This window comes from Aliidongia dinghuensis, from assembly GCF_014643535.1.
GTDB lineage: Bacteria > Pseudomonadota > Alphaproteobacteria > ATCC43930 > CGMCC-115725 > Aliidongia > Aliidongia dinghuensis.
This window is the reverse complement of the sequence record NZ_BMJQ01000014.1, coordinates 145,885-158,058: the sequence shown is the minus strand read 5'-3', so window position 1 is coordinate 158,058 and position 12,174 is coordinate 145,885. Positions and strand designations below refer to the sequence as shown.

At 68.0% G+C, this 12,174-nt stretch carries 11 protein-coding genes; 6 read left to right on the top strand and 5 right to left on the bottom strand.

Annotated features, from left to right (window positions below; translation table 11 throughout):
- Positions 1 to 6 precede the first annotated feature (6 nt).
- A complete protein-coding gene (locus IEY58_RS24630) occupies positions 7 to 1,233 on the top strand; it encodes a DUF898 family protein (protein WP_189050723.1) in 1,227 nt (408 codons plus the stop codon).
- Between the two features lie 7 nt (positions 1,234 to 1,240).
- The gene (locus IEY58_RS24625) at positions 1,241 to 2,347 is read left to right on the top strand and encodes a M48 family metallopeptidase (protein WP_189050722.1); all 1,107 of its coding nucleotides are present in this window, start codon (positions 1,241 to 1,243) and stop codon (positions 2,345 to 2,347) included.
- A 23-nt stretch (positions 2,348 to 2,370) separates the two neighbouring features.
- On the opposite strand, the gene rnd is transcribed toward IEY58_RS24625, so the two are convergent.
- The 4 genes from rnd to IEY58_RS24605 all read right to left on the bottom strand — a co-directional run bounded on the left by rnd (position 2,371) and on the right by IEY58_RS24605 (position 5,520).
- On the bottom strand, positions 2,371 to 3,534 hold the full coding sequence (gene rnd, locus IEY58_RS24620; RefSeq protein WP_189050823.1) for a ribonuclease D: 1,164 nt from the start codon (positions 3,532 to 3,534) through the stop codon (positions 2,371 to 2,373).
- A 215-nt stretch (positions 3,535 to 3,749) separates the two neighbouring features.
- Positions 3,750 to 4,226, bottom strand: coding sequence for a bacterioferritin (bfr, locus tag IEY58_RS24615; protein WP_189050721.1), 477 nt, complete (start codon positions 4,224 to 4,226; stop codon positions 3,750 to 3,752).
- 79 nt (positions 4,227 to 4,305) lie between these two features.
- Positions 4,306 to 4,524, bottom strand: coding sequence for a (2Fe-2S)-binding protein (locus IEY58_RS24610; protein WP_229743928.1), 219 nt, complete (start codon positions 4,522 to 4,524; stop codon positions 4,306 to 4,308).
- A gap of 60 nt (positions 4,525 to 4,584) precedes the next feature.
- Positions 4,585 to 5,520: a DUF3667 domain-containing protein gene (locus tag IEY58_RS24605; protein ID WP_189050720.1), complete on the bottom strand. Its 936-nt coding sequence runs from the start codon at positions 5,518 to 5,520 to the stop codon at positions 4,585 to 4,587.
- A gap of 190 nt (positions 5,521 to 5,710) precedes the next feature.
- On the opposite strand from IEY58_RS24605, the gene aspS reads away from it, so the two are divergent.
- The 4 genes from aspS (at position 5,711) to IEY58_RS24585 (ending at position 11,022) form a co-directional block, all read left to right on the top strand.
- The gene (gene aspS, locus IEY58_RS24600; RefSeq protein ID WP_189050719.1) at positions 5,711 to 7,504 is read left to right on the top strand and encodes an aspartate--tRNA ligase; all 1,794 of its coding nucleotides are present in this window, start codon (positions 5,711 to 5,713) and stop codon (positions 7,502 to 7,504) included.
- A 155-nt stretch (positions 7,505 to 7,659) separates the two neighbouring features.
- Positions 7,660 to 8,487 carry a cell envelope integrity EipB family protein gene (locus IEY58_RS24595; protein ID WP_189050717.1) on the top strand — a complete coding sequence of 276 codons (828 nt, stop codon included), beginning with the start codon at positions 7,660 to 7,662 and terminating at the stop codon, positions 8,485 to 8,487.
- Between the two features lie 148 nt (positions 8,488 to 8,635).
- The gene (locus IEY58_RS24590) at positions 8,636 to 9,760 is read left to right on the top strand and encodes a hypothetical protein (RefSeq protein WP_189050715.1); all 1,125 of its coding nucleotides are present in this window, start codon (positions 8,636 to 8,638) and stop codon (positions 9,758 to 9,760) included.
- Between the two features lie 35 nt (positions 9,761 to 9,795).
- Positions 9,796 to 11,022: an alpha/beta fold hydrolase gene (locus IEY58_RS24585; protein ID WP_189050713.1), complete on the top strand. Its 1,227-nt coding sequence runs from the start codon at positions 9,796 to 9,798 to the stop codon at positions 11,020 to 11,022.
- On the opposite strand, the gene IEY58_RS24580 is transcribed toward IEY58_RS24585, so the two are convergent.
- Positions 11,019 to 12,053: a helix-turn-helix transcriptional regulator gene (locus IEY58_RS24580; protein ID WP_189050711.1), complete on the bottom strand. Its 1,035-nt coding sequence runs from the start codon at positions 12,051 to 12,053 to the stop codon at positions 11,019 to 11,021. The genes IEY58_RS24585 and IEY58_RS24580 overlap by 4 nt on opposite strands.
- Positions 12,054 to 12,174 lie beyond the last annotated feature (121 nt).

The following is a 12,174-nucleotide window of genomic DNA, read 5'->3' as shown; positions in this document are numbered from 1 at the left end:
TCCCTCATGACGCCTGTCGCCGATGCGCCGCTCGCCGTGCCGCTCTCCGGGACGATCCCACCCGCTGGCCCCGTCCGCTTCGTCGATCGCGGCGGCCTGTTCGGCCTGCTGGTCAAGAACGCCGTCCTGACCTTTCTCACCGTCGGTATCTACCGATTCTGGGCGCGCGCGGCGCTCAGGCGCTATTGGTGGGGCTCGATCGTCATCGCCGGCGACCCGCTCGAATATACCGGTACCGGGCTCGAGCTGTTCGTGGGCTTCCTCATGTTCCTCGGCATCATGCTGCCGTTCGGCCTCGTCTACGGGCTGACCGCGCTCTTGGCGGCGAGCAATCCGCTGACCGGCGGCTTGCTGCGCCTGGTCGAGGCCTTCCTGTTCCTGATGCTGATCCAGATCGTGACCTTCCGCGCGCGCCGCTATCGCCTGTCGCGCACGCTCTGGCGCGGGGTGAGGGCGAGCCAGGGCGGGTCGAGCTGGGAATATCTGCTGCTGGTGTTCAAATGGACGCTGCTGTCGGTGATCACGCTCGGCATCGCCGTCCCCTGGGCCCGCATCGCCACGACCCGCTATCTGATGGACCGCACGGCGCTCGGCGATCTCGAGGCGCGGTTCGACGGCCGTGGCCACCATCTGGTCCTTCCGTGGATAGCGCCGTTCGTGCTGCTCTACGGGGCGTTCGGCGTGTTCCTCGCGCTCAATATCGACCAGATCGGCAAATTCGGCCCGGGCGTGGTGCCGCGCGGAATATGGCTCGTCGTGCTCGGTTATGTCGGCGCTGCCGTCGGCTTCCTGATCTATCTGCTGATCGAGCTGCGCTATACCGCGCGCCATACGCGGTTCGGCGAGGTCCAGCTGGGCTCGGCGCTGTCGATCGGCGGCATCGTGCTGACCATCTTCGGCTTCCTGATCGTGGCCATGCTCGTGCTCTTTGGTTTCGGCCTTTTCGCAGGCCTGATTATCTGGCTGACCGGCGGGGGCGGCGCGCATGCCGCCGGGGCCGCGGCCATGCCGTCGTTCGCCTCGGTGATCCCGGCGATTGTCATCGTCCTGATCGGCAGCCTGTTCATCGGGGTCCTGCGCATCCTCTGGGTCGATCGCAGCATTGTTCGGCGCCTGTGCGATACCATGTCGCTGACCAACGTCGACCGGCTCGACCGGATTGGCCAGTCGACGGCACCCATCCCCAGCGCCGGCGAGGGCATGGCCGACGCCTTCGACATCGGCGCCTTCTGACGCGGCCTTGCGCGGGCGACTTTTCGACGGTCGGACGAGCGCCGCGCACGAGGTCCGTCTCGTCGTCGACCCGGACGCCGGGCTGCTCCGCTTCGAGCCGGAGGCGGCGGAGGCAAGGGGCCCCGATCCATGGCCATTGGCCCAGATCCGCACGATCGAGCGGACGGCGAGCGGCGCTCGGCTCGGCGTCGAGGGGATCGAAGGCGCCCGGCTCCAGCTCGGTGCCGAGGCCCGGGACTATCTAGCACCGCATTGCCCGAACCTGCGTCGCCGGCCCCGGAGCCGCTGGTCCGGGGTGCGCGTGGCGCTCTGGTGCGTGCTCGCGATCGTCGGCCTGGGTGCGACACTCTTCGTGCTGCTGCCGATGTTTGCCCATCAGGCCGCCCTTGTTCTGCCGCGCGGGATCGATCGGCAGCTGGGCGAGAGCAGCGAGCGGGGCTTCGCGTCGATGCTGGGGCTGTCGGGCAAGCCGGTGCGGCGGTGCATGGCACCCGCGGGCCTGGCGGCACTCGACCGCCTGACGGCGCGGCTCGCCCAGGCGGGCGGCTTGCCGGAGACGCCGCGGGTCGTCGTGCTCGACAGCCGGGTCATCAATGCCTTTGCCCTGCCGGGCGAGCGCATCCTGCTCTTATCCGGTGTAATCAACCGTGCCGAGAACGCACCTGCCGTCGCCGGCATCCTGGGCCACGAGATGGGCCATATCGCCCATCACGACCCGACGGAGGCGCTCGTGCGCAACGCCGGGATGGGTCTCCTGGTCGGCATCGCCATGGGCGACATCTTCGGCGGATCATCGGCCGGCATCGCCACCTTGATGCTGACCCGCAACGCCTATTCGCGCGAGGCGGAGCGTGCGGCCGACGGGTTTGCCCTGCGTGCGCTCGCGACGGCCGGTATCGACGCCATGCCGCTCGGCCGCTTCTACGGCCGGATCGCCCGCGAGCAGGCGGCGTCGGGTGTCCTCGTGCCGTCGCTGCTCAGCACGCACCCCGACCCGGGCGACCGGCAGGCCCGCGTCGAGCGCGAGGGCCGGCCCGGTGACGCCGCCATGAGCAACGAGGACTGGAAGGCGTTCCTCGGGATCTGTGACGAACTCGGGCCGATCGATCCGTAGGCCGGGCCGTTATCCTGGCTGAATTACTCGGCGGGCGTCGCCAGATCGACGACCTTGATGCGCTTGCCGTGCGCGGTGAGCGCGAGCTTGCCGTGCTTCAAGGCGAGCGCGTCGCGGCCGAACAGCTCGAGCCGCCAGCCGGCGAGCGACGGCACGTCGGCATGGTCGTCGGCGGCGATCATCTCGAGCTCGGCGCCGTTGGCGACCAGCTTCTGCGCCACGTCATGTTCCTCGCACCGCAGCTTCAGCAGCACGCGCAGCAGGTCGACGAGCGGGCCCAGGCCCGGCGGCAGATCCGTCCGGGCCGGCAGCTCCGGCGCATGGGTATCCGGCGATGCGAGGCCGCGCTCGACGCAGGCCAGCATCTCGGTGCCGAGCTTGCCCTCGGCCACCGACCGGCCGAGGCCGCGGATGCGCGCCAGATCGTCGATCGAGGCCGGCGCGTGCGCTGCGATCTCGAGCAGGGACTCGTCGCGCAGGATGCGGCCGCGCGGAATGTCACGGCTCTGCGCCGCCTGTTCGCGCCAGGCCGCAAGTTCCTTCAGGATGGCCAGGAACTTCTTGTTGCCGCCGCGGGTCTTCAAGCGCTTCCAGGCGTCCGCCGGATCGATCCTGTAGGTCGCGGGGTCGGTCAGGAGCGCCAGCTCGTCGGCGAGCCACTCCAGGCGGCCGGACTTGTCGATCTTGGCCTTGAGCTTCTCGTAGACGGTCCTGAGGTATGTCACGTCGGCGAGCGCGTAGGTGAGCTGCCGTTCGGTCAGCGGCCGGTGTGCCCAGTCGGTGAAGCGCGACGACTTGTCGATCTTGGCGCTGGCGAGCTTGGTCGCGAGCGTCTCGTAGCTGACCGCGTCGCCGTAGCCGCAGACCATGCCCGCGACCTGGGTGTCGAACAGCGGCGTCGGCACCGCGCCGGTCAGGTTGACGAAGATCTCGATGTCCTGGCGTGCCGCGTGGAACACTTTCAGCACCGCCGGATTCGCGAGCAGGTCCAGGAGCGGCTTCAGGTCCATGTCCGGCGCCAGCGCGTCGATCGCGGCCGCCTCGTCGGGGCCGGCGACCTGGACCAGGCACAATTGCGGCCAGTAGGTCTTGTCGCGCAGGAACTCGGTGTCGACGGTGATGAAGTCGGCGGTGGCTTGCCGGGCGCAGAATGCCTCGAGCTCGCCCGGCGTGGTGATCAGGTTCATGGGATTGCTATACACGGGACCGCGCCCGGCGGGAAGTTGGATGGGTGCCGTAGCGGCTGGTTCTCTCCCTCGCCCGTGCTAACGGGAGAGGGAAGGGGGCTCGGCCGCAGGCCGGGAAGGGTGAGGGCGGTCGGTACCGATCGGCTGCGACACCCTCGCCCGCCTCGCTGTCGCTCGGGCACCCTCTCTCGCTTGCGCGGGCGAGGGATAGGCTCTTACTCCGCCGCGTCGCTCTGCAGCTGGGCGTAGTTCTGGACGCCCATCAGCTTGATGAGCTCCTGCTGCTCCTCGATGAAGTCGACATGCTCTTCTTCTTCCTCGAGGATTTCGCTCAGAAGGTCGCGGCTCACGAAATCGCGCACGCTCTCGCAATGGACGATCGCCTCGCGCAGCATCGGGATCGCGCGCTCCTCGAGCTTGAGGTCGCAGGCCAGGATCTCCTCGATGTTCTCGCCGATCAGCAGCTTGTCGAGGTCCTGCAGGTTAGGCAGGCCGTCGAGGAACAAGATACGCTCGATCAGGCGATCGGCGTGCTTCATCTCGTCGATCGATTCCTTGTACTCGTACTTGCCGAGTTTCGAGACGCCCCAGTTCTGCAGCATGCGCGCATGCAGGAAGTACTGATTGATCGCGGTCAGCTCGTTGCGCAGGATCGCATTCAGGTGCTGCAGGACTTGGGGATCGCCGCGCATGGCCGCTCCTTTCCGAGGCTGGTTGTGACGCAATCCACGCTAGGGTGGTGCCGCCAAGCCGTCAACTGCAGGGGCCTCTTCAGGCCGGTACGGCGGCCGGCACGTCGCTGTTCGCGACCTCGTCCAGGATTTCGCGCACGGTCGGCACGCACTTGCCGCATTTCGGACGGACGCCGAGCGCGCAATAGACGGCCGCGGCCGAACTGCCGGCGGCGGGACAGACGGCACGGACCTGACGGTCGGTGAAGGCATTGCACAGGCAGACGTACATGCGGGCGAGGCCTCGATGCGGCAGCAAACGATCGATCTTGTAATGGATAATGATAATGCGTCGCAATGACGTTTTTTGCAGCGCCGATCAGACGAAGCTGAGGGACAGCGCGGCAACGGCGACGATGAACAGGCCTGCGAGCAGGAGCGTCAGATAGATCGCCAGCACGACCAGCACTTTGAGCGCCGAGAGCCAGAGGGCGTTGCCGTAGGCCCGGCGGTGGGCGAGTGTACCGTAGGCGAGGATGACGAGACCCGGGATGATCGAGGCGGCCAAGTGGTCCGTCCGGTACCAGACCGGCATCATCGCGACCGCGAGCAGGAAGATGAAGCCCTGCAGATGCAGTGCAAACGTCAGATGGTCCAGGAACAGGAGCGGCCGGCGGGCGCGGAACAGCGCGAACAGGCAGGCGCAGAGCGGCACCAGCGCGAATAGGATGCGCGGCATCCAGACGTCGGCCGCTTCGTTGAGCTGTGCCGGATTGGCCAGGATCTTCTGGACGATGGCGGCGAGCTTGGGCATGCCCGCCTCGTCGGCGTAGCTCTGCAGCCGCTGGCTGGTAAGGGGCGGGACTTCGAGCGGTGGCACCGGTGGCACCAGCATCGCCGGCTCGAACTGATAGACCGGCGTGCCGTCGGCATGCGGCGGGATGCCTGCCGCGTTGAGCGCGTCCAGCGTCATGGGCGTCGCCTGGATCTGCAGGAGGGCGAGCCCGCTCAGCCAGAGCGCCACATAGAAGAGGAAGCTTGCGCCCAGATAGAGCCGGAACGGCGAGACCCACTGGATGCGGCGGCCTTCCGCCCAGTCGAGCGTCAATTGCCCGGGTTTCGCGACCAGCGTCCAGAAGCTGCGTGCCGACTTGAGGTCGAAGGCCAGCACATGCTCGACGAAATCGCGCAAAAGGTCGCCGAGCTCACGGCTATGGTCGCGGCTGTCCTGGCCGCAGCGGGCGCAGAAGCGGTCGGCGCGCGGATGGCCGCAATTGCGGCAATGACCAAGGACGGGCGAAGCTGGGGCCGGCATCCGATCGAGATAACAGACGGGCGGCCTTGCGGCCAGCACATGGCCCAACACATGCCGGCCCGCCCGCCGCTTGACAAACCGGGGACGGCAGGGTGCTCTACGCCGCTTCGAGAAGCCGGTGCAGCACCGGCCGCTTACAGTCCATTTCGAGCCGCCTTGCGCGGCTGCCGCTATCAGAAGGCCCCGATCCATGCACGCCTACCGGACCCATACCTGCGGTGAGTTGAAGCTGAGCCACGCCGGCACGACCGTGCGGCTCAGCGGATGGGTCCATCGCAAGCGCGACCATGGCCAACTGCTGTTCGTCGACCTGCGCGACAATTACGGCATCACCCAGGTCGTGGTCGACAGCGGCAGCCCGGTGTTCGCGGCGATCAACGCGGCAAAGCTCGAAAGCGTCATCACGGTGACCGGCAAGGTCGTGGCGCGCGCGGCCGAGACGGTCAATCCGGGCCTCGCGACCGGCGAGATCGAGGTGCAGATCACCGAATACCTGCTGCAGACCGATGCCGAGCCGCTGCCGTTCCCGGTCAACACCGACGCCGACTATCCGGAGGAGACGCGGCTCAAGTACCGTTTCCTCGACCTGCGGCGCGAGGCGATGCACGCGAACATCCTGCTGCGCTCGCGCGTCATCTCATCGATCCGTCGCCGCATGATCGAGCAGGGCTTCACCGAGTTCCAGACGCCGATCCTGACCTCGTCCTCGCCGGAGGGGGCGCGCGACTTCCTGGTGCCGAGCCGGCTCCATCCGGGTCAATTCTATGCGCTGCCCCAGGCGCCGCAGCAGTTCAAGCAGCTGCTGATGGTCGCGGGCTTCGATCGCTATTTCCAGATCGCACCCTGCTTCCGCGACGAGGATGCGCGCGCCGACCGCTCGCCGGGCGAGTTCTACCAGCTCGATTTCGAGATGTCGTTCGTGACCCAGGAGGACGTGTTCGCGGCGATCGAGCCGGTCCTGGGCGGCGTGTTCCAGGAATTCGCCAACGGCCGGGCCGTGACGCCCTGGCCGTTCCCGCGCATCGCCTATGCCGATGCGCTGATGAAGTACGGCTCGGACAAGCCGGATCTGCGCAACCCGCTCGTCATCACCGACGTCGCCGACGTGTTCCGCGGCTCCGATTTCGCCGTGTTTGCGGGCGCCATCGAGAAGGGCCATGTCGTGCGCGGCATCCGCGCGCCTCAGGCGGCCGACAAGCCCCGGAGCTTCTTCGACAAGCTCAACGGCTGGGCGCAGGAGCAGGGTGCGAAGGGCCTGGGCTACGTGACCTTCGCCGAAGGCACCGCCAAGGGCCCGATCGCGAAGTTCCTGGACGAGGCGCGGTTGGCCAACCTCAAGGAGATCACCGGCGCCGGGGACGGCGACAGCGTGTTCTTCGTGTCGGACGCCAAGGGGCCGGCGACCAAGCTTGCCGGGGCCGCGCGCATGAAGATCGGCCAGGAGCTCGGCATCTGCGAGACCGGCATCTTCAAGTTCTGCTGGGTCGTCGACTTCCCGATGTACGAGCTCAACGAGGACACGGGCCAGATCGAGTTCAGCCACAACCCGTTCTCGATGCCGCAGGGCGGGCTCGAGGCGCTTCAGACCCAGGACCCGCTCACCATCAACGCCTACCAGTACGACATCGTCTGCAACGGCATCGAGCTGTCGTCGGGTGCCATCCGCAACCATCGCCCGGACATCATGTACAAGGCGTTCGAGATCGCGGGCTATCCCGCGTCCGAGGTCGAGGCGCGCTTCGGCGGCATGCTGAACGCGTTCAAGTTCGGCGCCCCGCCGCACGGCGGCTCGGCCCCGGGCATCGACCGCATCGTCATGCTCTTGGCCGACACGCCCAACATCCGCGAGGTCATGGCCTTCCCGCTCAACCAGCAGGCCCAGGATCTGCTGATGCAGGCACCGGCGCCGGTGCCGGCGGCCCGGCTCAAGGAGCTGCACATCCAGCTCAACTTGCCGCCGGTCAAGGGCGGCAAGCCAGGCTGAACCTTGCAGGGCTGAAGCTCGTTCTCTCGGGGATACGGCTTCGCGATGCGGCGGGCTGCCGCAAGCAGCCGCGCGGTTTCGGTCATTGCGCCGGAGCCGTCGCTGCTGCCAGTGTAACAGGATACGAGACCGCGAGCGGAAAGCGTCAGAGCAGCATGAGCAACAGGACGATGCGACGGGTGATCCTGACGGCCGCGATCACGGCCCTCGGCAGCGGTGCCGCCGTCGCGGCCCCGGCGCGTCCGGTCGAGGTGCAGCCGCACCGGGCGCTCTACGACATGACGCTCGAGAGCGCCAAGCCCAACAGCGGCGTGGTCGGCGCCACAGGCTCGCTCGCCTACCAATGGGGCGAGAGCTGCGACGGCTGGACGATCGAGCAGCGCTACAAGCTCTCGATGCAGTACGAGCAGGACCAGCCGGTCGACATCAATTCGAACTTCGTCACCTGGGAAAGCAAGGACGGCAAGTCCTATCGCTTCAACGAGCGCCGGACCCGCAACGGCCAGCCGGACGAGGACATCAAGGGCGACGCGACGCTGAAGGGCGCCAAGGGTGGTGCCGCCGTGTTTGTGCACCCCAAGGACCAGACGTTCGATCTGCCGCCGGGCGCGCTGTTCCCGACTGCGCATACGCTGCTCTTGATCCGCAAGGCGCAGGAGGGCGAGCACTACATCTCGGCCGACGTCTTCGACGGCTCCTCGGTCGACGGCGCGGTCGATATCAGTGCCGTCGTCGGCCCGAAGATGGACGCCAAGGCCAACCCGGCCAGCACCGAGGTGAAGTCGCCGCTGATCGATCGCCCGTCCTGGAACGTGCGCATGGCATTCTTCCCGGAATCGAGCAAGGACGAGAACCCGGACTACGAGCTCGGCATGCGCCTCATGGACAATGGCGTCTCGAGCGAGATGACGATCGACTACGGCGACTACGTCATCAAGGCAAAGCTCAAGGAAATCCAGGCCCTGCCGAAGCCGGCCTGCTGAGATTCCGGGCGGCTTTCGGCCCAACCATCCGTTGAATTTTCGTCGCGACGAGGTTGCGCGCCCTGGCGCGTGGGCGGCGATTTTGGCACAGTGGGCGCGTCAACTCAGACGATAGCGCCTCTCCCCTCTCCACGGAACGGGTGTGCCGATGCGACGCTTCCTGCCGCTTCTCGCCCTTCTTGTCGCCATGTCCGGCATCGGCCGGGCCGCCACGCTCAACGAGGACATCATCGTCACCGGCCAGCGCCCGCCGCAGCCCGGCGCCAATATCTGGTTCGAGAATGGTTTCGCCGAGTTCCCGCCGCTCGGCCCGCAATTCGCCAAGGGGCTGGTGATCTGGAACCATCCGGCCGCCGCCAACGGTCAGGGGGCGGCCCTCTCGACCGGCAAGCCGGTCGGCGGGCTCTCCGCCCTCGGCTGGGACGTGATCCGCCTGCAGCGCAACCCGCGCCTGCAGCCGTCCTGGGAGAACCGCCTCGCCGAGGCGCGCGACGCGCTGACGCAGGAGGTGGCGGCGGCCCGCACGGCCGGCTATCAGCGGATCATCCTCGCCGGCCAGGGGTTCGGCGGCGCGCTGGCACTCGAGACGGCCAAGACCGTCGGCGACCTCTACGCGGTCGTTGCCCTCGCGCCCAACACCGGCGACGGCGCCGCCTCGATCGACCGGACCTGGAGCCAGCTCCGGGAGGCGCATGCCAAGCGCATCGTCGTGCTGTTTCCCAATGCGGATGAGCAGGTACCGCAGCCGCGCGGCGCCGGCGCGCGCGAGATCCTCGCCGCCCGTTCGGACCTGTCGTTCGTGCTGGTGGACGAGGAGAGCGGCGTGCGCGGCACGGCTGGTGCCGACAGTCTGGCGTTCGCCACCTATACCACCTGCATGGCGTATTTCCTGGCGCCCGACGCCACCCCGCACGCCGGCGAGTTTCATTGCGGCACCGACGAGGTGCCGGCGGCGCTTGCGCGCATGGGAGCGAAGCCGCACGGCGGCGATGCCTGGTTCGGCTACAGCAACCGTGGGCTCGAGACCTATGTCGAGCTGCCGGCCGGCGGCGGACCGATCCTCTATGGCTCGGGCTACGGCGCCGACGGCCGCGGCAAGCCGGCCGTGAAGGGCTACGAGCCGAAGCCGACGGGCGCCGGCTTCACCTTCGACCTCAACAAGGACCTGACCGTCCGCGGGCTGAAGCAGGACAACGAGCTGCGCCTGACCGTCGACCTGCCCGACGGCACGCGCTCGTCCGTGCTGCTGCATCGCCTGGCCGGCAACAGCTGATCCGCAGGAAACCGATGCCACGCGGGAGGTCTCCAATGCGCACGTCATGGCGATGGTTGATCGTTGCGGTGGCGGTCGTGGCCGCGATGCCGGCGCTGGCGGCGGAACCGTCGTCGAATGCGCCCGCCGCCAAGCCTGCCCCAGCAACCGAAGATATCACCGTGATCGGCAAACGGCCCGCCGTGACGTCGGACACCAGCTATTGGGTCGAGGATGCGCTACCGGACTATCCGCTGCTCGGCGCGAATTTTGCGCAAGGCCTGATCATCTGGAACCATCCTGATCCCTGGAACCACATCGGCACGACCGTGCCGCCGATCCGGGCGATGGAGGGGTTGGCGGCACTCGGCTGGGATGTCATCCGCCTGCAGCGCAATAGCCGGCTGACCGGCGGTCTCGGCGGGTGGCCCGAGGTCGACCGCGTGGTCGCGCAGCTTGCGCAGCAGGTCGAATCCGCCAGGGCGAAAGGCTATCGGCGGATCATTCTTGCCGGCCAGGACGTGGGCGGCGCCCTGTCGCTCGAAGCGGGCAAGAAGATCAGCGGCCTCTATGCCATCGTCGCCTTCGCGCCAAACACCGGCATCAAATGGGCGGGATACCCACGCAACATCACGCCCCTTCCTACCGACGACTGGGCCCAGGTGATCCTGAACTACACCTGGGACCAGTTGGAGCACCTGGAAACCGAGCGGCTGTTCGTTTTCTTCCCGACGGATGACGAACAGGTGCCGCATGTGCGCGGCCCGGCGGCCAGGGACATCCTGAGTCGGCGCGGCGGCCTGCCGTTCCTGCTGATCGACGAGACGAGCGGCGTGCGCGGCACCGCGGGGGCGGACACGCCCGATTTCGACGCTTACGCGAGCTGCATGAACCTGTTCCTGGCTGCGGACTTGGCGCCGAAGCCCGGCGAGTTCCATTGCGGTGCAGACGAGATCCCGCTGGCACTGGCCCAGATGGGCGTCAGGCCGCACGGCGACGCCTGGTTCGGCTATAGCAGCCAAGGGCAGGCGATCTATCTGGAATTGCCGGCGGGCGATCACGGGGTGCTCACCTACGGCTGGGGTGCCGGCGCCAACGGCAAGACCAGGCCTGGCTTCAAGACGCTCGACGCCAGGGTCTCGGGCGACAGCTTCGCGGCGGATCTGGCGCCGGACCAGGTCATCCGCGGCATGCGCAGCGGCACGCTCGTTCGCTTGACCGTGGATCAGGCGGACGGCACGCGGGCTGCCGTCGTGCTCCGCCATCTGCCGAGCGAGAGCTAGGCTGACAGCTTCGCCACCATCGCCGTGAGCTCGGCGCGGAGCTGGTCGCGCCAGGGTTTGGGCGACAGCAGTTCCGCCTCGGGGCCGAGCCAGCGCACGAGTTCGAAGGCCAGCGCCGGATCGCCCTCGCCATAGCTCATGATCACATGGCCCTCGCCGTCGGGCTGGTAATCGGCGAAGCGGAAATACCAGTCTTTCCTCAAGCGCTCGGCCTTGGCCTGCGGCATGCGGATGCGGACCGCGTCGGGCCCGTTCCAGCGCGCCATGGCACGGGCGAGCCAGAGGCCGCCGACATGGTCGCGCACGTCGAACGGCAGCGGCGGGCTGCGGAACGTCGAAGGCTCGATCTCGACCACTCGGTCGGCCCGCCAGAAGCGCTGCGCCTCGGCCGGCGGCCGGTTGCGGCTGTCGAGCTTGATGCCGATCAGGTACCAGCGGTCGCGGTCCCACAGCAGGCCCTGCGGCTGCGCCTCGGTCTCCCGGTCGCCGTGCGCATGGGGCGTGCGATAGACGAAGCGGACACGCGTGCCGTCGAGCACGGCCTTGAGGAAGATCTCGACGGCGCGCGCCTCGGCCGCGTCGGCCGCCGGCGTGCCGTCCGCCGCACCCGGCCATTCCGGATGGAACGCGTCGATCGCCGGGCGCTCGAAGCCGATGAGGCGCCGGGTCTCCGCCAGAAGCGGCTTCAGGCGCTGAGGCAAAGCCGCCACCAGCTTGCGCTCGGCGCTCTCCAATTCGGCGGCGAACGGCGGCACCTTGAGGCCGCGCGCGAGCGCCAGGCTCAGCAGCATCGCGACCGTCTCGGCGCGGGTGAAGGTGACGGGCGGCAGGAAATAGCCCTCAAGCAGGCGATAACCGCCCTGGGAGCCGCGCTCGGCATAGACCGGCACGCCGGTCTCGCTCAGCATCTCGACGTCGCGATAGATCGTGCGCACCGAGACCTCGAAACGGCGGGCGAGCTCGGTGGCCGTGACCGTGCTGCCGTCGCTCAGCAGCAGCAGGATGGCGAAGGCGCGTTCGATCCGCGTCATGCGGGGAAGTCTCCATGGAGCCGCCGGCGGCGACGCGAGAGTGACAGGCCGCACTTTAGAACGTCAGCGGCGGCACGAAAATCGGCAGATCCTACCTGACAATACGGTGTCAGGAGCGGCC

Bases quoted from the DNA above. Each gene is read 5' to 3' on its own strand.
- IEY58_RS24585 (WP_189050713.1), top strand. From the start codon at position 9,796: ATGCGCACGTCATGGCGATGGTTGATCGTTGCGGTGGCGGTCGTGGCC.
- IEY58_RS24630 (WP_189050723.1), top strand. From the start codon at position 7: ATGACGCCTGTCGCCGATGCGCCGCTCGCCGTGCCGCTCTCCGGGACG.
- IEY58_RS24580 (WP_189050711.1), bottom strand. From the start codon at position 12,053: ATGACGCGGATCGAACGCGCCTTCGCCATCCTGCTGCTGCTGAGCGAC.
- IEY58_RS24605 (WP_189050720.1), bottom strand. From the start codon at position 5,520: ATGCCGGCCCCAGCTTCGCCCGTCCTTGGTCATTGCCGCAATTGCGGC.
- bfr (WP_189050721.1), bottom strand. From the start codon at position 4,226: ATGCGCGGCGATCCCCAAGTCCTGCAGCACCTGAATGCGATCCTGCGC.
- IEY58_RS24590 (WP_189050715.1), top strand. From the start codon at position 8,636: ATGCGACGCTTCCTGCCGCTTCTCGCCCTTCTTGTCGCCATGTCCGGC.
- aspS (WP_189050719.1), top strand. From the start codon at position 5,711: ATGCACGCCTACCGGACCCATACCTGCGGTGAGTTGAAGCTGAGCCAC.
- rnd (WP_189050823.1), bottom strand. From the start codon at position 3,534: ATGAACCTGATCACCACGCCGGGCGAGCTCGAGGCATTCTGCGCCCGG.
- IEY58_RS24595 (WP_189050717.1), top strand. From the start codon at position 7,660: ATGAGCAACAGGACGATGCGACGGGTGATCCTGACGGCCGCGATCACG.